Annotated in this window: 23 protein-coding genes; 7 read left to right on the top strand and 16 right to left on the bottom strand. The window is 71.5% G+C overall.

What is annotated here, in order from left to right:
• Positions 1-15 precede the first annotated feature (15 nt).
• The 6 genes from ACFV9W_RS02125 to ACFV9W_RS02150 all read right to left on the bottom strand — a co-directional run bounded on the left by ACFV9W_RS02125 (position 16) and on the right by ACFV9W_RS02150 (position 6,881).
• Positions 16-2,208: a glycosyltransferase gene (locus tag ACFV9W_RS02125; RefSeq protein ID WP_385754560.1), complete on the bottom strand. Its 2,193-nt coding sequence runs from the start codon at positions 2,206-2,208 to the stop codon at positions 16-18.
• A 212-nt stretch (positions 2,209-2,420) separates the two neighbouring features.
• Entirely contained in the window at positions 2,421-2,741 is a 321-nt protein-coding gene (locus ACFV9W_RS02130; RefSeq protein WP_385754562.1) for a Rieske (2Fe-2S) protein, read from the bottom strand.
• A gap of 2 nt (positions 2,742-2,743) precedes the next feature.
• Positions 2,744-4,042 (bottom strand): NAD(P)/FAD-dependent oxidoreductase, encoded by a 1,299-nt coding sequence (locus ACFV9W_RS02135; RefSeq protein ID WP_385754563.1) that lies wholly within the window; start codon positions 4,040-4,042, stop codon positions 2,744-2,746.
• A 5-nt stretch (positions 4,043-4,047) separates the two neighbouring features.
• Positions 4,048-4,389, bottom strand: coding sequence for a Rieske (2Fe-2S) protein (locus ACFV9W_RS02140; protein ID WP_385754565.1), 342 nt, complete (start codon positions 4,387-4,389; stop codon positions 4,048-4,050).
• Positions 4,390-4,479: 90 nt separating this feature from the next.
• Positions 4,480-5,202 carry a TenA family transcriptional regulator gene (locus tag ACFV9W_RS02145; protein WP_385754568.1) on the bottom strand — a complete coding sequence of 241 codons (723 nt, stop codon included), beginning with the start codon at positions 5,200-5,202 and terminating at the stop codon, positions 4,480-4,482.
• A gap of 125 nt (positions 5,203-5,327) precedes the next feature.
• Positions 5,328-6,881, bottom strand: coding sequence for a hypothetical protein (locus tag ACFV9W_RS02150; RefSeq protein ID WP_385754571.1), 1,554 nt, complete (start codon positions 6,879-6,881; stop codon positions 5,328-5,330).
• A 285-nt stretch (positions 6,882-7,166) separates the two neighbouring features.
• Between ACFV9W_RS02150 and ACFV9W_RS02155 the strand changes: the two genes are divergently transcribed.
• The gene (locus tag ACFV9W_RS02155) at positions 7,167-8,591 is read left to right on the top strand and encodes an MFS transporter (protein WP_385754574.1); all 1,425 of its coding nucleotides are present in this window, start codon (positions 7,167-7,169) and stop codon (positions 8,589-8,591) included.
• Here ACFV9W_RS02155 and ACFV9W_RS02160 read toward each other — a convergent pair.
• A complete protein-coding gene (locus tag ACFV9W_RS02160) occupies positions 8,509-10,221 on the bottom strand; it encodes a PucR family transcriptional regulator (protein WP_385754576.1) in 1,713 nt (570 codons plus the stop codon). The genes ACFV9W_RS02155 and ACFV9W_RS02160 overlap by 83 nt on opposite strands.
• A gap of 136 nt (positions 10,222-10,357) precedes the next feature.
• On the opposite strand from ACFV9W_RS02160, the gene ACFV9W_RS02165 reads away from it, so the two are divergent.
• From ACFV9W_RS02165 to ACFV9W_RS02180, 4 genes are read left to right on the top strand one after another with little or no spacing between them, the layout of a single operon-like run.
• Complete coding sequence (locus tag ACFV9W_RS02165; protein WP_385754578.1) at positions 10,358-11,812, top strand: aldehyde dehydrogenase family protein; 1,455 nt, start codon at positions 10,358-10,360, stop codon at positions 11,810-11,812.
• 45 nt (positions 11,813-11,857) lie between these two features.
• Positions 11,858-12,307, top strand: a complete 450-nt coding sequence (locus ACFV9W_RS02170) for a heme-binding protein (RefSeq protein ID WP_385754581.1) — start codon at positions 11,858-11,860, stop codon at positions 12,305-12,307.
• A gap of 56 nt (positions 12,308-12,363) precedes the next feature.
• On the top strand, positions 12,364-12,672 hold the full coding sequence (locus ACFV9W_RS02175; protein ID WP_385754583.1) for an ArsR/SmtB family transcription factor: 309 nt from the start codon (positions 12,364-12,366) through the stop codon (positions 12,670-12,672).
• Positions 12,669-13,058: a VOC family protein gene (locus ACFV9W_RS02180; RefSeq protein WP_326021975.1), complete on the top strand. Its 390-nt coding sequence runs from the start codon at positions 12,669-12,671 to the stop codon at positions 13,056-13,058. The genes ACFV9W_RS02175 and ACFV9W_RS02180 overlap by 4 nt, the downstream gene beginning before the upstream one ends.
• Positions 13,059-13,071: 13 nt before the next feature.
• Here ACFV9W_RS02180 and ACFV9W_RS02185 read toward each other — a convergent pair whose 3' ends face one another.
• On the bottom strand, positions 13,072-14,592 hold the full coding sequence (locus tag ACFV9W_RS02185) for a SulP family inorganic anion transporter (protein WP_385754585.1): 1,521 nt from the start codon (positions 14,590-14,592) through the stop codon (positions 13,072-13,074).
• Between the two features lie 177 nt (positions 14,593-14,769).
• On the opposite strand from ACFV9W_RS02185, the gene ACFV9W_RS02190 reads away from it, so the two are divergent.
• Both ACFV9W_RS02190 and ACFV9W_RS02195 read left to right on the top strand, forming a co-directional pair.
• On the top strand, positions 14,770-15,174 hold the full coding sequence (locus tag ACFV9W_RS02190) for a MerR family transcriptional regulator (protein ID WP_385754587.1): 405 nt from the start codon (positions 14,770-14,772) through the stop codon (positions 15,172-15,174).
• Positions 15,175-15,268: 94 nt separating this feature from the next.
• Positions 15,269-15,772, top strand: a complete 504-nt coding sequence (locus ACFV9W_RS02195) for a DinB family protein (protein ID WP_385754590.1) — start codon at positions 15,269-15,271, stop codon at positions 15,770-15,772.
• On the opposite strand, the gene ACFV9W_RS02200 is transcribed toward ACFV9W_RS02195, so the two are convergent.
• The 8 genes from ACFV9W_RS02200 to ACFV9W_RS02235 form a co-directional block, all read right to left on the bottom strand.
• Positions 15,769-16,647, bottom strand: a complete 879-nt coding sequence (locus tag ACFV9W_RS02200) for a GNAT family N-acetyltransferase (RefSeq protein WP_385754593.1) — start codon at positions 16,645-16,647, stop codon at positions 15,769-15,771. The two genes, ACFV9W_RS02195 and ACFV9W_RS02200, sit on opposite strands and share 4 nt — an antisense overlap.
• A 73-nt stretch (positions 16,648-16,720) precedes the next feature.
• Positions 16,721-17,416, bottom strand: a complete 696-nt coding sequence (locus tag ACFV9W_RS02205; protein WP_385754596.1) for a GntR family transcriptional regulator — start codon at positions 17,414-17,416, stop codon at positions 16,721-16,723.
• Positions 17,417-17,527: 111 nt separating this feature from the next.
• Positions 17,528-18,574 (bottom strand): LLM class flavin-dependent oxidoreductase, encoded by a 1,047-nt coding sequence (locus ACFV9W_RS02210; protein ID WP_385754599.1) that lies wholly within the window; start codon positions 18,572-18,574, stop codon positions 17,528-17,530.
• Entirely contained in the window at positions 18,571-18,795 is a 225-nt protein-coding gene (locus ACFV9W_RS02215) for a 4-oxalocrotonate tautomerase family protein (RefSeq protein WP_385754602.1), read from the bottom strand. Before ACFV9W_RS02215 ends, ACFV9W_RS02210 begins: the two co-directional genes overlap by 4 nt.
• Before the next feature lie 6 nt (positions 18,796-18,801).
• Complete coding sequence (locus ACFV9W_RS02220; RefSeq protein WP_385754604.1) at positions 18,802-20,310, bottom strand: aldehyde dehydrogenase; 1,509 nt, start codon at positions 20,308-20,310, stop codon at positions 18,802-18,804.
• The gene (locus tag ACFV9W_RS02225) at positions 20,303-21,094 is read right to left on the bottom strand and encodes an alpha/beta fold hydrolase (protein WP_385754606.1); all 792 of its coding nucleotides are present in this window, start codon (positions 21,092-21,094) and stop codon (positions 20,303-20,305) included. Before ACFV9W_RS02225 ends, ACFV9W_RS02220 begins: the two co-directional genes overlap by 8 nt.
• A gap of 8 nt (positions 21,095-21,102) precedes the next feature.
• Positions 21,103-21,654, bottom strand: coding sequence for an amino acid synthesis family protein (locus ACFV9W_RS02230; protein WP_385754609.1), 552 nt, complete (start codon positions 21,652-21,654; stop codon positions 21,103-21,105).
• On the bottom strand, positions 21,651-22,292 hold the full coding sequence (locus ACFV9W_RS02235; RefSeq protein ID WP_385754612.1) for an amino acid synthesis family protein: 642 nt from the start codon (positions 22,290-22,292) through the stop codon (positions 21,651-21,653). The genes ACFV9W_RS02230 and ACFV9W_RS02235 overlap by 4 nt, the downstream gene beginning before the upstream one ends.
• Between the last annotated feature and the right edge of the window lie 148 nt (positions 22,293-22,440).

A 22,440-nucleotide genomic window follows, 5' to 3' on the forward strand; every position in this document is an offset into this window, starting at 1 on the left:
CTCGCACAGCCCCCGTCAGCCGCCCACACTCACGTCCCTGCGCGAGCCCTGCGCGTTCACCGCCACGTGGGGCTGATCGGCCCTCGCCGGAATCACCTCGCGGACCGTCACCGCCAGGTTGTTGCCACCGGTGAAGTAGGGGCCGATCCGCACCTGCTTTCCCCCGGCTCCCTCGTGCAGGGCCGGGGGCATGATGTCGGTCCCCTTGCGCCGGGCGACGTCCCCGCCGATGCGGCCGACCGGGATCCGGGCGCCGCCGTCGAGCAGGTGCAGGTCCCAGAGCTCGCGGTCCTCGCCGGTGGCGGCGCACCGCTCGGCGAAATCGGCGTGCGGCACCGAGAACCACACGTGGTCGCCGGAGACCACGACCTCCTCCGACTCGAAGGTGGCGGTGTGCTCGCCGCGCCGCGATGCCACCACCACGGTGTCGTCGCCCAGCTGCCGCCCGAAGGTGCGGCCCTCCACGATGAGGGCGGGCCCCGCCGTGTCCACGGTGCCGATCTCGAGGTGTGCGGGGCGGGACCAGGCCCGTACGGCGAGTTGTCCCCGGTCCGCGGCGAAGGGGATGCGGGAGACCACCCGGCCGCCCGTCAACTCCGGTGCCCGTGGCACCAGTTCGGCGCTCTCCACGGTCACGGAGTCGGCCCGGCGACGTACGCCGTCGTCCGTGCGCTCGACGTACACGCCCCACTCCCCTTCGCCGAGCGCCTGGTCCCGGCCGATGCGGGCGCGCAGGAATTCCGGCTCCGGGCGCAGTGGCAGTCGCAGCTCCTCGTCGCCCTGCTTCAGGACGAGCGCGGCGCGGGAGGCGTGCACACCGGCGATGTCCACCACGATGTCGCCGTCGGCGGTGACCCGTGTACGGGCGCTGGGGTGGAAGCCGGGGACACGGGTGAGACGCTTGACGCGGCGAGGCATCAGGGTGCGCACGGCGGGGGCGAGGACGGGGGTGCGCAGGGAGGCGAGCACGGCAGGGCGGACGACGGCACCGGCGCGTGCGCGCACCACGCTGCGTACAGGGCGACGCACGGGCGCCGGTGTCACCGGCACGTCGAGGGCTCCGGGGCCGCCCAGCTCCGACACGAGGGCAAGGAACCGTTCGGCCGCCGTCCGCGGAGTGAAGGTGAGTGCCTTCGCACGTGCCGCCTCGGCCATCGCGTGGCGCCGCTCGTCGTCCTCGATCAGGTCGAGCAGCGCGGCGGCGAACTCCTTCGGGTCGCCGGGCTGCACCAGGTATCCGTCACGGCCGTCGTCGATGATCTCGCCGGGGCCGTACGGGCAGTCGGTGGCGACCACGGGCAGGCCCGCGTGCATGGCCTCGACGAGGGTCATGCCGAAGGACTCGGCGTTCGAGGAGACCGCCGCGATGGAGCCCTTCGCCCACTCGGGCTCGATGGGGGCGACGGCGCCCATGAGCCGTACGTGATTGCTCAGGCCCGCCGCCATGACCTGCGCGCGCAGCCGTCCCGCGAGGCGGCCCCGGCCGTACAGCCGCAGCGACCAGTCGGGGCGCTTGGCCACGACGTGGCCGAAGGCTTCGATGAGCAGGGAGTAGTTCTTCACATGGATGAGGCGGCCCGCGGCCACGACCACCTTGTTGCGCCCGGTCGACGGGGCGACGTCCGGCACGGGGATGCCGTTGGGGATGCAGCGGATCTCGGTGTCGACGCCGGGCAGGGCGTCGCGGTAGGACTCGGCGTCGGCGTAGGAGACGGTGGTGAAGGCGTCGAGGGCGGAGATGGCCTCGTCCTGCGCCGCCTGTATGGCCGGCTTGTGCATGCTGTGCGTCAGGTGCTCCTGCCCGATGCGCAGGGCCCGGCGGGGGCCGTGCTCGGCAAGCATGATGTTGATGCCCGGCCGGGTCCCGACGATCACGTCGGCGTCGGTTCCTCGCAGCCACTCGACGACCCGTCGGTCAGTGAGGGTGCTGCAGTGGGCGTACGGGCCGTCGGCGCGGAGGTAGAGGCGCGAGGGGGAGGCCGCCGGATCGTGTTCCGGGTCGAAACCGGTGGAGCCGCGACGCGCCTCGACGAGCGGAAGGATCCTCACTCCGGGTGCGGGCTTCAACGCGGGGTGTTCCCTGGATCGCACGACCGATGCGATCTCCACTTCGTGGCCCGCCGCCGCGAGTGCGCCCGCGAGGTTCATCGTGGAGCGGATGGTGCCGCCGATACCGTAGGCGTTGAAGAGCAGAAAGCTGATTTTCATCCGTGGGACGCCCGTTCTGATGTGCTGGGAGCGACGCGTGGGGTGACGTCTCCCGTCACATTAAATGCCCAAATGTGAACATTTGCGACATAGGGCGTGGTGTCGCGCACCAAGTTTCAGCGCGTGGCGGCCAGTTGGGTCGTCCATCATGTGGACGACGGGGCCTGACGGGCCGTCCGCTCACCGAGCGTGGCGGCCCGATTCCGCTTCGGTCACAGGCCTCCCACGAGGATCTCGCCGTTCTCCTCCCGCGCCGGATAGACCTTGATCGGCTTCACCGCGGGCGGTGACAGCGGCTCACCGGTGGTGAAGTCGAAGACGCTGCCGTGGCAGGAGCAGAGCAGGCCGTCCTCGGTGACCTTGCCGGCGGACAGGTGGCAGGCGAGGTGGGTGCAGTAGTTGGCGCTCACGTAGACATCGCCCTCGAAGCGGGACACCGCGAGTTCGAGGTCGCCGACGAAGAAGCGGCGCACGACACCCTCGGGGACCTGTCCCGAGCGGGCCACCTTCACGTATTCGAGTTCCGTCTCCACCGTCAGTTCCCCCTTGTCCCGGCCGCGTCGCCGACCGGCTCCGCGAGCTCCGTGCGTTCCATGAGTTCCATCAGGTCCGTCAGGTCCGTGTCCTCGTCGGCGAGGAGGTCGGGGTCGGGGCGGGCGCCGCGTGCGACGAGTTCCTTCGCCGCGTACACGTCGCCCCCGCGCTCGGCGGCGAAGGCCGCCCGAAGGACGCCGTCGGCCAGGTAGAAGGCGATGAAGTCGCGCTCGTCGAGCGAGCCGCGGACCACCAGCCGGTCCCAGCCGTGCGGGTCTCCGCAGTGCTGGAGATTGAGGCCGAACTGGTCGGACCAGAACCAGTGCGGGTCGTCGTGCACGACGCTGTGGCCCAGGATGTTCTTCGCCGCGGCCATCGCCTGTTTGTTGGCGTTGTCGAAGTGCTCGACGCGCACCCACCGGCCGTACAGCGGGTGCTTGTGGTTGGCGACGTCACCGGCCGCGTACACGCCGGGCACGCTGGTGCGGCAGTGCTCGTCGACGAGGACGCCGTTGGAGACGGACAGGCCCGAGGCGCGGGCCACCTCCGTGTTGGGGAGCGCGCCGACCGCGACGACGACGGCGTCGCCCGCCACCTCGAGACCGCTCGTGGTGGTGACCACGACGGCGTCCGGTGTCGTACGGACCGTGCTCACGGTCTCGCCGGTGTGCAGCTCGACCCCGCTGGTGCGCTGCACGTCCGCGCAGAACGAGCCGAGCCGGGGTCCGAGCACGCCCGCCAGCGGCACCTGCGCCTGCTCCAGGACGACCGGGGTGACACCCCGGGCGAGCGCCGTGGAGGCGACCTCGGAACCGACGAACCCGGCGCCGACGATCACGACACGCCCGCCGGGCCGCAGGAGCTCGCGCAGGCGCAGCGCGTCCGTCATGCCCCGCAGGTGCACGATCCGCTCGTCGTCGTCCTCCGGTATGCCCGGCAGCCTGCGGGCGCGGGCCCCGGTGGCGAGGAGCACGCGGTCGGCGGGGACGCGAGTGCCGTCGGCGAGCTCCACGGCGCGGGCCGTGGTGTCGATGCGGCGGGCCTCGGCGCCGAGCCGGAGCGCGATGTCGTTGTCCTGACACCAGGCCTCGGAGAGCAGCTCGGCGTCCTCGGGTGTCTGCGAGCCGTCGAGGAGTTCCTTGCTGAGCGGCGGGCGCTGGTAGGGGGCGTACGGTTCGTCGCCGATCAGCGTGATGGTTCCGGTGAAGCCGCGGCGACGCAGGGTGCGGGCGGCGACGGCGGCGCTCTGGCCGGCGCCGACGACGGCCACGCTGCGGGGTGTCTCGGACTGCTCGGGCATGGGGCTCACTCCTGTACGGGCAGGGCCGCGGCGGCGGTGAGGGACTCCGCGTCGACCTGGACCCGGCCGTCCACCACCCGTACCGGATAGCCGGGCTGGCACTCGTCCCGGTCGTCCGCTTGTCCGGTGCGCAGGTCGAAGGCCCACTGGTGGCCGGGGCAGATGAGGCGGCCGTTGAGCACGGTGCCGCGGGAAAGGGCTTTGCCCTTGTGCACGCAGGCATCGGCGAACGCGTAGACCTCGCCGGCGTCGTGGAAGAGGGCGATACGGGTGTCGCCGACGGTCACGAGTTTCTTGCGGCGCCTGCTGAGATCGGCGAATTCGGCGACGTCCACCCAGTCGGACATGGGCTCCCTCCCTGTTGTTTGCTTTTCTGTTCGTCCGGGTCCGCGGGGTACGAAAGGGGGCGGCTCCGGCCGCCCCCTTTCGGCCTCGCGCTACGCCGCGGCGGTCCGCTCCAGGTCCGGGCTGACGTACGTGTCGTACAGCGCCTTGGTGTACGCGAAGCGCATCTCGGCGCCCCAGCGCACGAATTGCAGGCAGCGCTGCTGCAATTGCGGGGTGTCGGCGTGGTCGAGCACGATCTGGTAGCCGCGTTCGCCGTGCACGACATCGGAGGTGATGTGGAGTTCGAAGAACTCGATCTCGTCCTCGGTGAATCCGTAGGACCCGCGCAGCGGAATGATCTGCTTCTTGTAGATGCTCGGCACCTGCGATTCGAGGCCGACGACGAGCGCGGCGGTGGCGACGACGAAGTGCTCGCGCATCGCCACGGCGTAGCACCAGGACTGGAGCCCGCGGGTGACCGCGTTCATGTTCGACGGGTCCTCGACGCGCTCGCGGGTGGTGCCGCAGGCCTCGGCGAAGCGGATGAGGAGGTCGGTGTGGCGGATGTCCGCGATCTCCTCCTCGTACATGTTCTGGAGGGTGAAGTCCTTGGCGCCGGTGAATTCGTCCGGGGTGTTTCCGTAGATGTAGCCGAGATAGTCGGCGAAGGGGCCGACGTAGTGATAGTGGTTCTCGGCCCAGCGCGCGAAATGCTCCCGCTTGAGTTCGCCGTCCGCCCATGCCCTGCTGAAGGAGGCGTTCTTGGCCTCGCGGCCCTTGATGGCGTCTTCGAGAGCGCTGCGGAATTCGTCCCTGGAGAGAAGCTCGGTCATGTTGCGGCGTCCTTTCCGCTTTCCGGGTGACTCCAAAGTAGGCGGGGCGAGTTGAAGGGTGGATGGTGTTTGTGCACAGGCCCCGCGGCGATCTCTGTGCACAGTGCCGGACGGCTCCTAGTACGTCAGAACAGCACCGTGGCGAGCGCCGTCGCCGCCGCGAGTCCCGCCACCACGGGCAGGAAGCAGTGGCGTACGAGTTCCTGCACGGGCACCCGTGCCACGCCGGCGACGGCGAGCAGCGAGGACCAGGCGATGAGGGTGCCGCCGCCGGTCCACACCGAGCCCATCTGGCCGACGGCGGCAAGGGTGGCCGGGTCGGTGTGCGCGGCCGGGCCGAGCGCGCCCGCGAGCGAGCCGGTGAGCGGCAGTCCCGCGAAGCCTGAGCCCTCCAGGCCCGTGATCATGCCGATGACCAGGATGGCGAACGACAGCATGAAGCCGTTGTCGGGGATGTGCTGGTCGACCGAGGCCACCAGGTCGAAGAGGAGCGCGGGCGGCTTGGCCTCGTGCACGCCCGTGATCTGCGAGATGAACTCGGCGTTCCCCAGGAAGAAGAAGCCCGCGATGGGCACGACGACGCCCATGGCCTTGAACGCGAACACCAGGCCGTCCACGACGTGCGATGCGGCGGTGGTCAGTCCGTGGCTGCCGTCGATGCTGAAGACCGCCGCGAACAGCAGCAGCATCGCGACACCGCCGACGAGCCCGGCGGCCTCGTCACCCTGCACCTCGCCGACCACGTTCGTGAACTTGCCGAGGAGCATGTAGCCGACGATGGCGGCGAAGGTGACCGGGACCAGCACCGCGAACAGCCTTGAGCGGCGCACCGGTTCGGGCTTCGGCGGCGCGGCGGACACCTCCGGCGCGGGTTCGAGTACCTGCGTGGCGGTGTCCCCGTCGGTGGCGGCGCGGGTCGCGGCCGCGGCTGCGGCCCCCTTGCCGATGCCGCGTGCCCCGGGCGAGCCGCCGAGCTGCACCTCTGCGCCCTCGTCGAGCCCGTTCTTCTGGGCGAGCCAGCGCAGTTCGTGCTCGGCGCTGGCCACCCCGAAGGAGCGTCGCCCGCGCAGGTACAGGTACGTCAGCGCCACCGCGCCGGTGATCAGCGAGAGCACCATCGCCCGGTCGGCGACCGCGCCGGTGCCCACCCCGGCGGCCTTGGCCGACAGACCGGGCGCGACCTGGATGACGTAGTCACTGGAGAGCGCCATGCCCTGCCCCGCGATGGCCATCACCGCGCCTGCCGTCATCGCGGGCAGCCCGGCACGGATCGCGGCGGGCAGCAGGATCGCGCCGATGAGGGGCACGGCGGGCGTCGGCCAGAAGAAGAGACTGATGAAGTACGTGGCGGCGGCGATGGTCAGGAACGCGGCCCGGCCGCCCCGCATGAGCCCGCGGAACGGCCGCACCATGCGCTGCTCGGCGCCCATCGCGCGCAGGCCGCCGAGCAGCGCGGTGATGATGGCGATGATGAGGAAGATGGAGAAGAGTTCACCGGCGGCCGTCAGGCTCGCGGTGAAGATCGAGGCGAGTCCCTTGACGAGGTCGCCGCTGTAGGCCCAGGCCGTCAGGAAGGTGGCGAGGACGGCCGGGACGACGATGTTCCGGCGCGCGATCATCACGCCGATGATGACTACTACCCCCGCGAGATACGTCCAGTGCGCAGCAGTGAGTTCCACGTCCGCACTCCCTACCCGGCGCCCGGCGCTGCGGGGCCGAAGTCCGTTGGTTGTCGGGTGGTTGACGGGCATGCTGACGACCCCGGCAGCCAGGCCACAGGGGGACGATGCACATTGTCGGCGACATTATTTGTGCAGTGTGCGGGTCCGTGACACCTCCCGTTTCCGAGGGATTTCGGGCCGGTGACCCGCCTGCCGCGCATGTGCGAAGTGCCCTGCCGCGCACCGGAATCGGGGGCACCTTGCACGTGGCTCGCGGCGGGGGTGCGCGGGCACACTCCGGGCATGATCGCCACCCGCCTCGGTCTGCTTCCCCTGCTCACCGCGACGTTGACCACGACGATGGCGAACACCGTGGTGAACGTCCCCATGACGGCGATCCTGGCCGATCTGCACGCGCCGCTCGGCCGGGGTGTGCTGGTGGCGACCGCGTTTCCGGTGACACTCGCCGCGCTGATGCCGCTGTCCGGGTGGCTGGGCGACCGGTTCGGGCACCGTCGGGTGCTGTGCGCGTCGATGGCCTCGATGGTCCTCGGCGCGGCGGGCGCGGCGCTCGCCCCGAACCTGCCGCTGCTCGTGGCGTTCCGCATGCTCCAGGGCCTCTCGGCGGCGCCCGTGCTGCCGGTGGTGATGGTCCTCGTCGTGCAGGTGCTCGGCGAGGAACGGCGCGGCAGGGCACTGTCGTTGTGGGCGGCCGCGAACGGGGCGGGGCAGGCGCTCGGCCCGACCACCGGCGGCCTGCTCGCCGAACTCCTCGGCTGGCGTGCGGTGTTCTGGCAGATCGTGCCGCTGTCCGTGCTCGTCGTGGTCGGCGGATGGCTGCTGCTCCCCCGCGACGACCGCTCCCGGGCCCGGCCACGCCTGGACGGGGCCGGGGCGCTGACGCTGACGTGCGGGGCCGGGCTGCTGCTCGTCGCGGCCTCTGCGCTGCCCTCGCAGGGTGCGGGCGCACCCGTGGTGTGGGGTGCGGCGACTGCCGGAGCGCTCGCGCTCGGGGCGTTCCTGCTGGTCGAACGCCGCCGGCCCGAGCCTTTCCTGCACCCGCGACACCTGGCCGAACTCCGCTATGTGCGCTCGTCGTTCGCGGCGGCGGCGCAGATGTTCGTCCTGGGCGCGGTGCTCCTGGCCACCCCTGCGTACCTGGTCGGCACGCAGGGCTTGTCGCAGTCCCGTACGGGGCTTGCCGTCCTGGCGCTGCCCTTGGCGATGGCCTCGCTGGCTCCGGTGGCCGGGCGCTGCACGGAGCGGTTCGGGGGCCGGGGTGTCATGCGGTGGGGACTCGTGGCGCTGCTCGGCGGGGCGGTGCTGCTCGCGGTCGGGACCGGGGTGGGCGTGGGGGTGTGGCCGGTGGTGGGTGCGCTCGTACTGACCGGGGCGGGCATCGCGTTCGTGCAGACCCCGGCGGCCACGGGTGCCTCGCGTTCGCAGGCCGGGCGGACGGGCGCCGGCCTCGGCCTGTTCAGCCTGATCCGCTTCGGCGCGACGTCGCTGGGAGCGGCGTCCGTGGCGCTGCTCGGCACCCAACCGGCAGGCCTGGTGCGGGTCTTCACGGTGTGTGCGGGGCTCGCGGCAGTCGGGGTCGTGGTGGCTTCGCTCGGGCGGGACACCAGTGCGCGCGGGGCGGTGGCTACGCCGGCGGGGCCAGCTCCGCCTGCAGCACCCGCAGCGAGTCGTTCAGTGTCTCAATCCGATGGGCGAGCCACACCGTGAACTGCGTCTCCGCGACCCGTACGTCCATGCCGAGGGCCCTTGAGGCACGCTCCAGCTTGTACAGCATGGTGTTGCGGTGCAGTTGGAGGCGGCGGGCCGCCGCGTTGAGGTTGCCGGACTCGGCTATGTAGGCGAGCACCACCTCCTCCAGGTTCCCGGTCTGCCCGTCCGCGCGGCGCAGCGGTTCGAGCACCTCGTGGGCGAACTCCCGGCCCTGCGCCGAGTTCGCCGCCGCCTCGACCGCCGCGAACACCTGCAGCTCGTCGTAGCCGCACACCTCCGCCACCCGCACCCGCCCCGACAGCTCCAGGGCGATCCGCGCCTCCCGGTAGCTCGCCGCGACACCGGCCGCCCCGAGCGCCGCCCGCCCGTACGCCACCTGCACGCCGCTCGACATGTGCTCGGAGACGAGCCGCTGGAGCTGCCGCCCGAACCGCGCCTGCGCCCCCTTGCCTGCGTCGGCACCGAACTCGGCGACCACCACGAGCAGTTGACCCATCAGCGCCGCCATCGTGAAGCCGGGGCCGCCCCGCAGCGCGGCCACCGCGCGCGGCAGCGACTGTGCCCTGACCGGACCCGCGTACGGCACCGAGGCGACGAACACCGCGTGCTCCGCGTCCGTGTCGAAGCGGTAGTGCCGTGACCTGGCCCCGAGTTCGTGCCCATCGGTGAAGCGGCCGTGCACGAGGGTGTCGAGGAAGTCGTCGCGCGCGCGTTCCTCCGCCTCGACGACCGAGCGCTGCCGCAGGATCTCGGAGGCGACGAGCGGAGCGCCCTGTTCGACGATCACCCGGTGCTGGGCGAGGTCGTGCGCGGCGGGCGCCGCCTCGGGTTCGACGACGGCCACCGTCCCGTACGGCTCGCCCGCGACCCGCACCTGGGCGGTCACCACGTGCACCCGCTCGTCGCCCCAGGTCACGCCGAGGTCGGTGGCGGTGGCGTGGCCGTGTCCCGGGGCCGCCGCCGCGCACGGCCCTTGCTCGGTGTGCACGGCGGCCGCGAGTTCCTGCCACTCCGCGTCCGTGGCGGTCCGCTCCCGCTCGGCACGGGACAGCAGCCCGCCCACCTCGTCCATGATGAGTACGGAGGCGCCCGCGAGGGTGGCCATGGACCGGGCGAGCGCGGGCAGTCCCGAACCGGACGCAAACACCTCACCGAGTGTGCGGTGCACGCGCACGCCGTACTCGAGGACATGGGCGCTGTCCGCGATCGTCTTCGTCGCCACGAGCCGCCCGATGTGGTGGTACGTGGCCTCTGGCGCGAGCCGCACCAGCGGGAGGTCGGCGGCGTCCGCCGCGCGCATCAGCGGCCCGAAGTCCGGTTCGGCGTGCGGCTGCGGGCGGGCGAGCACAGCGGCGACGCCGCGTGCGGCGAGCCCGGCGAGCAGCCGTCGGCAGTCGGGCGCGCAGGTCAGTTCGGCCACCGGCGCGAAGACCACGATCCCGGCCAGGTCCGCGCCCGCCGCGGGCCGTTCGGGGCCAGGCCCCGGCGGCAGTTCGGCCAGCGGCAGACACCAGGTCACCGGCTGCCGGAGCCCCGCCTTCCCGCCGAGGAGCCGCCCTCCGACGGCGGGCTCGGCGAGCAGCCTTTCGACCGTCAACTCCCTTTTGTGCGCTACGTCGTGTGCCATCTGCCTACATCCTCCTGCGGCGAAGGTGCGGAATGTACGAAGCCGCCCGGCACCTTCGCGACGAATGCTGGGGGCACGGGAACACATCAAAGACGCGGTTGACGCGGTCGGGGCCGACGAGAACGTGGAGGTCATCTTGACTCAGAAGCCACTTGCGCACCAGACCATCTCCCGGAGCGGGCCACCGGCGGTGGTGACGTCCTTCGACCCGGCGGCACCGCACCGGCAGGTCACCGAGGTACCCGCGGCGAGCGCGTCCGAAGCGGCCGAGGCGGTACGCACGGCCGCTGCCGCCTTCCCCTGCTGGGCCGACGCGACGGCCGGGCGGCGCGCGGAGGCGCTGCACGGCGCGGCGGCCGCGCTCGCCGAGGACGCCGCGGGGATCGCGGCCCTGATCTGCGCGGAAGAGGGCAAGACGCTCGGCGCGGCGCGCGGCGAAGTGGCCAAGACGGTCGAGCAGTTCAGGCTCGCGGCACAGTTGGCGTTCATGGTCGAGGGCACCACGTACCCGGCGGAGTCCGCCGGCGTCTCCGCCTGGACGCAGCGCGTTCCGCTCGGTGTCGTCGTCGCCGTCACACCGTGGAACTTCCCGCTGTCGCTCGCGGCCCGCAAGCTCGCTCCGGCGCTCGCGGCGGGCAACACGGTGGTCTTCAAGCCGTCGCCGGTGACACCTGGTGTCGGCGCCCGGCTCGCCGCGGCCTGCCATCGCGGCGGGGTGCCCGAGGAGGCGCTGCGGGTGGTGCAGGGCGACGATCCGGAGGCGATGGCGGCACTGGTCGCCGCGCCGGAGGTCCGCGCCGTCAGCTTCACGGGCTCGGACCGGACGGGCGCGCTGCTGCACCGCACGATGCGCCCCGGCGTCCGTACGCAGTTCGAACTCGGCGGGCACAACGCGGCGCTGGTGTGCGCCGACGCCGATCTGGAGCATGCGGCGACGGAGGTCGCGGCCGGTGCCTTCGGCCTCACGGGGCAGGTGTGCACGGCGACGGACCGGGTCCTGGTGGACCGTTCCGTGGCCGCCGAGTTCACCGACCTCCTGGCTGAGCGCACGGCCAAGCTCACGGTCGGGCCCGGCGACGACCCGGCCGCGGCGATGGGTCCGGCCGCGACGGCGGCGCAGCGCGACCGGGTCGCCGGGCTCCTGGACTCGGCGCTCGCGGCGGGCGCGCGGGCGGTCGCGCAGGGCGGCCTGGTGCCCGGCGCGGACCCGTCGGGCCACTGGCTGCTTCCGACGCTGCTCGCCGACGTTCCCGCCGACCACCCCGCGATCACGGCGGAGGTCTTCGGGCCGCTGCTCTCGGTCGTCCCGGTGGACGGTCCCGACGAGGCGCTGGCCGCCCTCAACGGCGACGCCCACCGGCTCGTCACCGCCGTGCACACCCGCGACCTGGGCACGACGGGCCGCTTCGTGCGCGCCGCGCGGCACGGCATCGTCAAGGTCAACCAGCGCACCACCGGCAACGGCGTCGCGCCCCCGTTCGGCGGCTGGGGCGCCTCCAGCTCCGGCGCGTTCCCGGAGGGCGGGCGCGGCGCGCTCGACTTCGTGACGGACACCAAGACGGTCTACTGCGACGCCCTCACCGGCCGCTGACACCTACGTACCCGCACCTACCGGCACACCCCTGGGAGGGACCGCATGCACACCATCCACCGCCTCACCCTCGAAGACGCCGTGATCATGCTGGAGGCCGCGGAGGCCGAGGCCGCGCGGGTCGGCGTGAAGCAGACGATCTGCATCGCCGACGACGGCGCCCACCCCATCGCCCTGCACCGTATGACCGGCGCCCGCCTCACCGGCGTGGAGATCGCCATCGCGAAGGCGTTCACCGCGGCGGGCCACCAGCGCGCCACCCACCTCTTCAACGAGACACCGAAGGGCCCGGCCCTCCCCGGCAACGAGGCCTTCGGCATCCAGCACATGCACCCCGGCCGCTTCGCCGCGTTCGTCGGCGGCTTCCCCATCGTGTACGAGGGCCAGGTCATCGGCGCCGTCGGTGTCAGCGGGGGCAACGGGGACCAGGACAAGGCGGTCGGGGCGGCGGCGCTCGCCGCGTTCGAGGAGAAGGTGGCTGGGCGCGCCCAGTAGCCCGTACGACCGCCTTCCGGTTGATAGGCAAGCGAACACTTGCCTATGCTGGGGTCGTGGCCGATGACCTTTTCAAAGCCTTGGCCGACCCCACCCGCCGCACGATCCTCGACGAGCTGACGCAGAAGTCGGGGCAGACACTGTTCGAGATCTGCTCCCGGCTGACCATGAAGCATCAGCTGAACCTGTCCCGGCAGGCCGTCTCCCAGCACCTCGCGGCGCTTGAGGCCGCCGGACTCGTCGAGACCAGGCGGGAGGGCCGCTACAAGTTTCATGACCTGAACACCGCCCCGCTGCGCCGGATAGCGGAGCGGTGGCTCACGCCAGCAGCCCCAGCACAGGACCCGGAAGAGAGCACCCCATGAAGATCCACATGACCAGCGTCTTCGTCGACGACCAGGCCAAGGCGGCGCACTTCTACACCGAGATCCTCGGGTTCAAGAAGAAGCACGACGTGGACCTGGGCGAGGCCCGCTGGCTCACCGTCGTGTCTTCCGAGGAGCCCGACGCCGCCGAGCTGCTCCTGGAGCCCTCGGGCCACCCGGCCGTCAAGCCCTACCGGGACGCGCTGATCGCCGACGGCATCCCGCTCGCCCAGTTCGCCGTCGACGACGTGCAAGCCGAGTACGAGCGGCTGACCGCGCTCGGCGTGCACTTCACCCAGGAGCCGCTGGAGATGGGCCCGGTCACGACCGCCGTCCTCGACGACACCTGCGGCAACCTCATCCAGATCGCGACGGAGCCCAAGTAGGACCGGCTCCGGATCAGGCGCTGCCGGTGAGTTCGCCGCTGAGCTTGCCGTGCAGGGCCGCGCTGTCCGCGTTGAAGCCGACGATCTCGACGCTCTTGCCGCGCTCCGCGTACTTCGTCTCGATGGCGTCGAGCGCGGCGACCGAGGAGGCGTCCCAGACATGGGTCGCGGAGAGGTCGATGACGACCTTGTCGGGGTCGCCTGCGTAGTCGAACTGAGTCACCAGGTCGTTGGACGAGGCGAAGAAGAGCTCACCGGTGACGGAGTAGACGACCTGGCCGTCGTCGGGGTCGGTGACCGAGGTGACGTTCGCGACGTGGGCGACGCGGCGGGCGAAGATGACCATCGCGGTGATCGAGCCGACGACGACGCCGATCGCGAGGTTGCTGGTGGCGACCACGACCACGACGGTCAGCACCATGACGACGATCTCGCCGGCCGGCATCCGCTTCAGTGTCTTCGGCGCGATGGAGTGCCAGTCGAACGTCGCGAAGCACACCATCACCATGACGGCGACGAGCGCGCCCATCGGGATCTCGGAGACGACGGGCCCGAACACCACGCACAGCACCATCAGGAACACGCCCGCGAGGAACGTGGACAGGCGGGTCCTGGCCCCCGACACCTTTACGTTGATCATCGTCTGGCCGATCATGGCGCAGCCGCCCATGCCGCCGAAGAAGCCGGTGACGATGTTGGCGATGCCCTGGCCGATCGACTCGCGGGTCTTGGACGAGCGGCTGTCGGTGATCTCGTCGACCAGCTTGGCCGTCATCAGGGATTCCATCAGACCGACGAGCGCCATGGCGAGCGCGTACGGGGCGACGATCTTCAGGGTCTCGAGGGTGAACGGCACGTCCGGGAGCCCGGGCACCGGCAGCGAGGACGGCAGCTCGCCCTTGTCCCCCACGGTCGGCACGGCGATTCCGGCGGCGACCGTGATGACCGTCAGGATGACGATGGAGACGAGCGGGGCCGGGACGGCCTTGGTGACCTTCGGGAAGAACACCATCAGCGCGACCCCGGCGACGATCAGCGGATAGACGGCCCACGGCACGTCCGTCATCTCGGGCACCTGCGCCATGAAGATCATGATCGCGAGGGCGTTGACGAAGCCGACCATCACGCTGCGCGGCACGAACCGCATCAGCTTCGCCACCCCGAGCGCGCCGAGGACGATCTGGAACACACCGGCCAGGATGACGGCGGCGACCAGGTACCCGAACCCGTGCTCCCGGTTGAGCGGCGCGATCACCAGCGCGACCGCGCCCGTGGCGGCCGAGATCATGGCGCGCCGACCGCCGACGACGGAGATCGTCACGGCCATGGTGAACGCGGCGAAGAGACCGATCTGTGGATCGACACCGGCGATGACCGAGAACGAGATCGCCTCGGGGATCAGCGCGAGCCCCACCACGAGCCCGGCAAGGATCTCGGTGCGCCACACCTTCGGGTCGGACCACCAGTCGGGGCGGCGCGGTCGCCGCAGCCGGGCGGCCGGGGACGACAGGGAAGGGGCGGAGGAGGGGGGCAAGAGAAAGTAACCTGTCGTGGTCGGGCACACCGGCGTCGCGCGGCCTGTGCGTACGGAAGGACGGGTGGCGCACGGCCGACCCTGACGACCAGCAACTCTACCCTAACGTTAGGGTAGAGATGGGTGTCGCCGACTGTGGCCTCGGTGACACCACGCAGACACGGAGAAAGGCGCCGCGTGAGCAGCGAGCACATGCAGATCGGCGAGGTCGCCACGCGGACCGAGCTGTCGTTGCGCACCATCCGGCACTACGAGGAGACCGGCCTCGTCATCCCGTCCGCCCGCTCCCAGGGCGGCTTCCGGCTCTACACCGAGAACGACGTGTCCCGCCTGATGGTGATCCGCCGCATGAAGCCGCTCGGCTTCACCCTCGACCAGATGCGGGACCTCCTCGACGCCACGGACCGCCTCGACGCGACCCCGCCACCCGAGGGCGAGGAGCGCGAGCAACTCCTGGACCGTGTACGCCACTTCGAGCAGGCGGCGGCCGACCGCGTCGCGGACCTGCGCAAACAGCTGGGCCGCGCGGAGGAGTTCGCGGGCACGCTGCGGGAGCGCCTGGGCGGGGCCGGGGCGGCGTAGCCGGTCCCCCGCACCGGTCGAGCGGCACACCCCTTCCCCGCGCCCGCGGCGAAATCCGCTGTCGCGCCCTGTCGGCGCGTGCCAGGATCGCGCCATGACCCGCACCGACATGCCGCCGTCCTGGGACGAGCGCACGATGCTCACGACCTTCCTCGACTACGCGCGTGCCACGGCCGTCGCCAAGTGCGCGGACCTCGCGCCCGAGCACGGGGGCGCGGCGCCGCTGCCCGGCTCGCCGCTCATGACGCTGGGCGGCCTGATCAACCACCTCCGGTGGGTCGAGTACCACTGGTTCCAGGTGATCTTCCTCGGCGAGGAGGACGCGGGCCCGTGGACGGACGAGGACCCGGACCGCGAGATGCGGCTCGGCGCGCAGACCCCGCTCCCCCAACTCGTCGCCGAGTACGAGGAGCAGAGCGCCCGCTACCGCGAACTCGTCGCCGGGACCGACCTGTTGGCCACGGCGAAGCGCCCGGTCAGGGACGGCACCCATGTCACCCTCGGCTGGATCCTGATGCACCTCATCGAGGAGACCTCGCGCCACAACGGACACATCGACGTCCTACGGGAGATGGCCGACGGCACGGTAGGTGACTAGGGCCTGTCGTTTGGCTTGCGGCAGCGGTCCGTGACCTCGGGCATCGGCCGGAAGCCCGCCGCCCTGTAGGTGGCCACGGCCGCGGTGTTGGCGCTCGGTGTGCCCACGCGGGCGCTCGACGCGCCGAGTTCGCGGAGCGCTGCCGCCGCGGCGACGCAGATCGCCGCCCCGTGGCCACGGCCGCGGTGGTCCCGGTGCACGCCCATCGGTTCGAGCAGTCCGGGCCGTCCAGGGCCCGCCGACCACACCGTCACCGCTGCCACGGCCGCGCCCTCGTCGTCGTACGCGAGCAGACATCGCGGCTGCGCGTGCGGCGAACCGGCGGCCATCGCGTGCCACTGCTCCGCGGTGAACGTCGACCCGTCGAACGCCGCCCGGTGCACGGCCGCGTACGCCTCCGCCCGGTCCTCCCCCGTCACCTCGATCCGTACGGCCGGGGGTGCGACCGGCTCGGTGAGATCGCGGGTCAGCGGCGTCCATGCCTCACCGGTGAGCCAGCCGGCCCGGTCCAGGAGGTCGTCCAACAGGACGCCGCTGGGAGCCTCGATGTCGACGGCCCCCTCGGGCAGGACCCCGCGCCCCGGGTCGCCCACGTCGTTCAGCAACTGCTGGGCCAGTTCCGCGTCTTGGTGGGCTTCGGGTGCGAGGGTCAGTCGCAGCAGGGTGGGGCCGTCGAGCAGTCCGACGGCGAGCACCCGCCCGTCACGCCGCCATGTCCGCACCGAAGCGGCGGCCCGCTCCGCGCCCCTGCGCCGGTACCAGCCCAGGTCGCCGGGGTGCAGCTGCATCGGCGCCGTGTCGTGCTGCCACGTGCGCAGCGCGTCGACGGCCTCGTCCAGGTCGTCGACGCCAGGTGTGCTCAACTCGATGGCCATGGCGACGATGAGACACCACGGGGGCACGTAGCCGCACCCGAATTCCGGCGGCGCCGCTCAGCCCTTGAACTACTCAGTCCTTGAACCGCTCGTCGTCCATCCCGGCCATCAGCGCCTGGTGGCTGCGCCGCACATGTTCGCGCATGACACGCTCCGCGCCGTCGCCGTCCTTGGCGCGGATGAGGTCGAGGACGCGGTGGTGCTCGTGGTCGGACTCGCTCAGCCGGCCCGGCTGGGAGAGGGAGGTGCGGACGAGGCGGGCGTAGGCGAGCTGGTTCATCAGGGTGCGGTAGTGGGCCTCCAGCTTGGAGTTGTCGGCCCCGACCATGATCAGCTCGTGGAAGTCGTGCACCAGCTTCTCGTACTGCTCCGAGTCACCGGCCCGCACCGCCTCGTCGGCGGCGCTCATGTTGGCGGCGAGGCGTTCCACCTCGGGGACGTTGCCGCGGAAGGCGAGGAGGCGGGCCGCCGCGCCTTCCAGGAGCTCCTTCATCTGGAAGAGCTCGGTGATCTCGCGGCGCGAGGGCACGGCGACGAACGTGCCGACCCGCGGGCGCACCTCCACCAGGCCCTCGATCTGGAGCTGCTTGAGAGCTTCACGGATCGGGGTGCGGCTGACGCCGAAGGTCTGCGACAGCGTCATCTCGGAGAGACTGGAGCGCGGCGGCAGCTCCCCACTGATGATCATCCGACGCAGCTCTTCGGCGACCTTCGCCTGCATGCTGGTCTGCTGCAGCGGCCTGCGTGCGAGGCTATTGGGCTCTTGCATGGCACGAGAACCTAGTCTTCCGGGACGTGTGGCGTCAATTGACAGGGAAACCCGGAATTGCCATGCAAGAGGACGGGCAATTGGGGCGGGCAATGCCGTGGGGTGTCGGCCCTACTCGAAGGCCGGGACGACCTCCTTGATGAACAGCTTCAGCGACTCGCGCTTCTCCTCGTGCGAGAGCGTGTTGTCGATCCAGAAGCTGTACTCGTCGACGCCCAGCTCCTCGTACCCGCGCAGCCGCTCGATCACCTCGGCGGGCGTGCCGATCATCGCGGTCCTGCGCAGGGCCTCGGGCGCGAACTCGGGGCGCTCGGCGAACTTCTCCTCGGGGCTCGGCTCCAGGAAGCCGTTCTCCGGGGCCTTCTTGTTGCCGAACCAGGCGTCGAAGGTCCGGTAGAACTTGTTGATGCCCTCGGCCGCGGGGCGCCAGCCCTCCGGGTCCTCGGGGGCGTGCACGTGGGTGTGGCGCAGCACCATGATGTCGGGGCGGCGCTCCACCTCGGGGTGGTTGGCCACGGCGGTGTCGAACTTCTCCTTGAGCGCGGCCACCTCCTCGTCGCCCTTCATCAGTGGGGTCACCATGACGTTGCAGCCGTTGGCGACGGCGAAGTCGTGCGAGGCGGGGTCGCGGGCGGCGATCCACATCGGCGGGGTGGGCTGCTGCACCGGCTTGGGCACGCTGGTCGACGTCGGGAACTGCCAGATCTCGCCGTCGTGCGCGTAGTCGCCCTGCCACAACGCCCGTACGGCGGGGACGAGTTCGCGCAGGTGCTTGCCGCCGTCGCTGGCCTTCAGTCCGTCGGCGAGGCGGTCGAACTCGATCTGGTACGCGCCGCGGGCGAGGCCCACCTCGGCGCGGCCGTTGCTGATGACGTCGAGGAGCGCGGTCTCCCCCGCGGCCCGGACCGGGTGCCAGAACGGGGCGATGATGGTGCCCGCGCCGAGCCGGATGGTGTCGGTCTTCGCCGCCAGGTGCGCCAGGATCGGCATCGGGCTGGGCGAGATCGTGTACTCCATGGCGTGGTGCTCGCCGACCCACACCGTGCTGAACCCGCCGGCCTCGGCCATCTGCGTCAGCTCGGTGAGGTTCTCGAAGAGTTCGCGGTGGGTGGTGCTCTCGTCCCAGCGCTCCATGTGCACGAACAGCGAAAACCTCATGACAGCTCCTTCTCTGCGGTGGTGCGGGTGGCCGCTCGCATCTCGGCGATGGTGGTGTCTCCTGTGGACCAGTGGGTGGCGGGCACCTCGTGGACCACGACCCGGATGTACTCGGGCCGGGTGTCGATCGAGCGCAGTACGGCCTCGTGGACCTCGTGCTGCAGGGTCCTGATCTGCTCGGGGGTGCGGCCCTCGGCGAGCGTGACGGTGATCTGGGGCACGGCCGATCAGCTCCGCATCGTGAACGGATCGGCCACGGGCTCCTCGCTCGTGTTGATCCATACGCTCTTGAGGCGGGTGTACTCCTTGATGGTCTCGGTGCCGTGCTCGACGCCGACGCCGCTGGCCTTGAAGCCCTGGCGCGGGGACATCGGGGACATGGCCCGGTAGGTGTTGACCCAGACCGTGCCCGCGTCGAGGCGGCCCGCCACCCGGTGCGCGCGGGACAGGTTGGTGGTCCAGATCCCGGCCGCCAGGCCGTACTGGGTGTCATTGGCGAGGCCGACGACCTCGTCCTCGGTGTCGAACGGCATGATCGCCACGACCGGGCCGAAGATCTCCTCGCGGACGACGCGCATGCCGTTGTCGACGTCGACCAGGACGGTCGGCTCGTAGAAGCAGCCGCCCGTGCCGCCGTCGGTGGCGGCTCCGCCGGTCAGCACCCGGGCGCCCTCCTCGCGGCCGAGGTCGACGTAGGCGGCGACCTTGTCGCGCTGCGCCTCGAAGGCGAGCGGGCCGAGCTCGGTGGCCTCGTCGAGGGGGTCGCCGATGCGGATGGACTTGGCGCGCTCGCAGACCCGGTCGAGCAGTTCGTCGTAGACGGAGCGGTGGGCGAAGACGCGGCTGCCGGCGATGCAGGTCTGTCCGGCCGCGGCGAAGACACCGGCGATGACACCCATCGCGGCGTTCGCCACGTCGGCGTCCTCGAAGACGATCTGCGGGGACTTGCCGCCGAGCTCGAGGGTGGAGCCGATGAAGCGGCCCGCGGCCGACGCGGCGATCTTCGATCCGGTCGCCGTGGAGCCGGTGAAGGAGATCTTCGCGAGGTCTTCGTGGTCGACGAGGGGCCCGCCGGCCTCGGCGCCGTACCCGGTGACGACGTTGACGACGCCGGGCGGGAAGCCGGCCTCCAGGGCGAGCTCCGCGAGGCGCAGACCGCTCGCCGAGGTGTACTCGGAGGGCTTGACGACGACCGTGTTGCCCGCGCACAGGGCGGGAGCCAGCTTGCTGGTCGTCAGGGTCAGCGGCGAGTTCCACGGGGTGATCGCGCCGACGACACCGAGGGGCTCGCGGGCCGTGTAGTTGAGGACGGCACGGTCGGAGGTCGGGATGGTCTCGCCGTGGATCTTGTCGGCGAGGCCCGCGTAGTAGTGGAAGTACTCGGGCAGCGAGGCGAGCTGTCCGCGCATCTCGCGCAGCAGTTTGCCGTTGTCCCGCGACTCCATGAGGGCGAGTTCCTCGGCGTTCTCGGCGATCAGCTCGCCGAGGCGGCGCAGGAGGTGGCCCCTCTTGGTCTGGCTGAGGTCGCGCCAGGCCGGGTCCTCGAAGGCGGCGCGCGCGGCGGCGACGGCCTTGTCGATGTCGGCGGCGGTGCCGCGGGCGGCGCGGTAGAGGGTGCGGCCGGTGGCCGGGTCGGTGCTGTCGAAGTACTCGCCCGCGGCGGGCTCGACCCATCTGCCGCCGATGAAGTGCTTCCAGGTCTTGAGCGTGGTCGTGAGCGTGGTGGGCTCAGACATGTGCGGTGTCTCCAGGTGCGCTCTCGTCGTTGAGCTGTGCGCTCTGCGTGATGAATGTCGTGAGGGCCTCGGCGAACGCCTCCGGGCGCTCGACGGGCAGCATGTGCCGCGCGCCGGGCACGATCACGGCCCGGCAGTCGGGCAACGCGGCGGCGAGCCGGTGTGCCATCTCAGGGGTGGATCCGGGGTCGTTCTCCCCGGTCACCGCCAGGGACGGCACCGTGATGTCACCGAGGCGCGGGCCGAGCTCGGCGTCGGCGCCCGCGAACACCTGGTAGCAGCCGAGGAAGGAGTCGACGTCGTTGGCGCGCAGGGTGGCCCGCGTCCGGTCGACGACCTCGTCCGGCACGGTGGTGCCCGCGTACCAGCGCTCGATGGATGCCTCGGTGCTCGCCGCGAAGTCGCTCTCGGCGGCCCGCAGCCGGGCCCGGACGGCCGCCCGCTCGTCGGGTGTGCGGCGGCACACCGAGCTGACCGAGGTGAGCGTGCGGGTCAACTCCGGCTGGTGCAGCGCGAGTTGCTGGGCCACGAGGGCGCCGAGCGAGAAACCCACCACATGCGAGCCGGCGGGGATGTGCCCGGCGACACCGTCCGCGAGTTCCGCGAGGGTCACGTCGCCGCGCACCGGCGGCCGGGCGCCGTGTCCTGGCAGGTCGATGGCGACGACGGTGAAGCGGTCGGCCAGCAGGGCGGTGACGGGCTCCCACATGGTGCGGTCGAGGCCGACGCCGTGCAGGAGTACGAGGGGCGGCTTGCCCATCGGCTCGTCCATCGGCTTGTCCATGGCGGTGCCTACTGCTCGGTGGAGAGCGGGGCGAGGCGGGCCTGCGGGCGGCCCTGCGCGGCAGCGGCGAGGCCGATGACGATCTCGTCGGCGCGCGGGCCGTCCGGGACCCGTACCTCGATGCTCTGGTGGTGCGAGCGGACGGTGGCGTCGGTGATGTGCTTCAGCGGGATGTCGAAGACACCCCCGGCGGCGGCCCGCTTCTCCACGGCCGGGAGGAGCGTGGTGGCGTTCGCGGCCTTGCGGAAGTGGTCGCCGAACTTCAGCGTGTGGATGAGGGCGCTGCCGTGCTCCACCTCGCCGTCGAGGCCGACGATCGCGGCCTTGCCGTACGCCTCGACGGGCGCGCCGAGCGCTTCGACGACGCGCGGCGCGAGCAGCTCGCCGAGCTGGGGTGCCACCTCGTCGATGCCGGGCAGCAGGTCGTCGACGAAGCCCTGGCCCGCCCACGGGTTCTCGATCACGGCGAGCACGACGGCGGTGCGGGCCACCGAGTCGACGGGGCGGCCGCCCTCGGCGTGGATGTCTTCGACGTACGTCACGATCTTGCGGAGGTTCATCGGGCGGTCTCCAAGTCGGCGAGGCGGACCACGGGGTCCTGGCGGCGGTCTCCGATCCGGGCGTTGGGGCGGGGCCCCGATGCGGCGGCGGCCACGACGACGAGCTCGTCGGGGCGCGGTGCGTCCGGCACCCGGATCTGGACGGTCTGGTAGTGGGAGCGGGTGGCGGCGGCGGTCTTGTGCCACACCGGGACGGTCAGCGGCTCGCCGGCCGCGAGCCGGTCGTCGCTGAACACGATGATCGAGGTGCCCTCGGTCAGCTCGCGCAGCACATTGCCGAAGTACGGGGTGTGAATCAATGCCCCGCCGTGCTCGATCTCGCCGTCGAGCCCGACGACGGCCGCCTTGCCGAAGGCCTCGACATGTTCCACGCCGCCGAGTGTCTCGATCAGCCGGTCGGTGAGGAGGCGGCCGATGCCGGGCGCGATCTCCTCCACCTCGGGCTGAAGGTCGGCGACGAATCCGCGCCCGGCCCAGGGGTTCTCGATCACGGCGGCCGCGGCGACGCGGCGTACGGGGGTCGCGACCGGCCGGCCGAGCTCCAGGAGGACCTCGTCCACCACGGTGACGACCTTGCGCAGTCTGCCTCGTGTGGGCGAGGCCCACAGCGGTTGGCCTGCTGATGATTGCTGTGCCATGGCAGTGAGGCTAAGAGCGCTTTCAGAGAGCCGTCAAGGGTCGACGGCAAATAGTCATCTCTGACCTAGCAGTTTCCCGCAACACGACCCGGTGGGCAGCGAATTCCGTCCGAACCATTGACATGACGGATGCCCGATTCCTACGGTC

The organism is Streptomyces sp. NPDC059897 (assembly GCF_042730865.1).
Lineage (GTDB): Bacteria > Actinomycetota > Actinomycetes > Streptomycetales > Streptomycetaceae > Streptomyces.

Bases quoted from the DNA above. Each gene is read 5' to 3' on its own strand.
- ACFV9W_RS02210 (WP_385754599.1), bottom strand. From the start codon at position 18,574: ATGAGGTTTTCGCTGTTCGTGCACATGGAGCGCTGGGACGAGAGCACC.
- ACFV9W_RS02205 (WP_385754596.1), bottom strand. From the start codon at position 17,416: ATGCAAGAGCCCAATAGCCTCGCACGCAGGCCGCTGCAGCAGACCAGC.
- ACFV9W_RS02235 (WP_385754612.1), bottom strand. From the start codon at position 22,292: ATGGCACAGCAATCATCAGCAGGCCAACCGCTGTGGGCCTCGCCCACA.
- ACFV9W_RS02155 (WP_385754574.1), top strand. From the start codon at position 7,167: ATGATCGCCACCCGCCTCGGTCTGCTTCCCCTGCTCACCGCGACGTTG.
- ACFV9W_RS02170 (WP_385754581.1), top strand. From the start codon at position 11,858: ATGCACACCATCCACCGCCTCACCCTCGAAGACGCCGTGATCATGCTG.
- ACFV9W_RS02145 (WP_385754568.1), bottom strand. From the start codon at position 5,202: ATGACCGAGCTTCTCTCCAGGGACGAATTCCGCAGCGCTCTCGAAGAC.
- ACFV9W_RS02220 (WP_385754604.1), bottom strand. From the start codon at position 20,310: ATGTCTGAGCCCACCACGCTCACGACCACGCTCAAGACCTGGAAGCAC.
- ACFV9W_RS02125 (WP_385754560.1), bottom strand. From the start codon at position 2,208: ATGAAAATCAGCTTTCTGCTCTTCAACGCCTACGGTATCGGCGGCACC.
- ACFV9W_RS02230 (WP_385754609.1), bottom strand. From the start codon at position 21,654: ATGAACCTCCGCAAGATCGTGACGTACGTCGAAGACATCCACGCCGAG.
- ACFV9W_RS02195 (WP_385754590.1), top strand. From the start codon at position 15,269: ATGACCCGCACCGACATGCCGCCGTCCTGGGACGAGCGCACGATGCTC.
- ACFV9W_RS02160 (WP_385754576.1), bottom strand. From the start codon at position 10,221: ATGGCACACGACGTAGCGCACAAAAGGGAGTTGACGGTCGAAAGGCTG.
- ACFV9W_RS02225 (WP_385754606.1), bottom strand. From the start codon at position 21,094: ATGGACAAGCCGATGGACGAGCCGATGGGCAAGCCGCCCCTCGTACTC.
- ACFV9W_RS02140 (WP_385754565.1), bottom strand. From the start codon at position 4,389: ATGTCCGACTGGGTGGACGTCGCCGAATTCGCCGATCTCAGCAGGCGC.
- ACFV9W_RS02135 (WP_385754563.1), bottom strand. From the start codon at position 4,042: ATGCCCGAGCAGTCCGAGACACCCCGCAGCGTGGCCGTCGTCGGCGCC.
- ACFV9W_RS02180 (WP_326021975.1), top strand. From the start codon at position 12,669: ATGAAGATCCACATGACCAGCGTCTTCGTCGACGACCAGGCCAAGGCG.
- ACFV9W_RS02200 (WP_385754593.1), bottom strand. From the start codon at position 16,647: ATGGCCATCGAGTTGAGCACACCTGGCGTCGACGACCTGGACGAGGCC.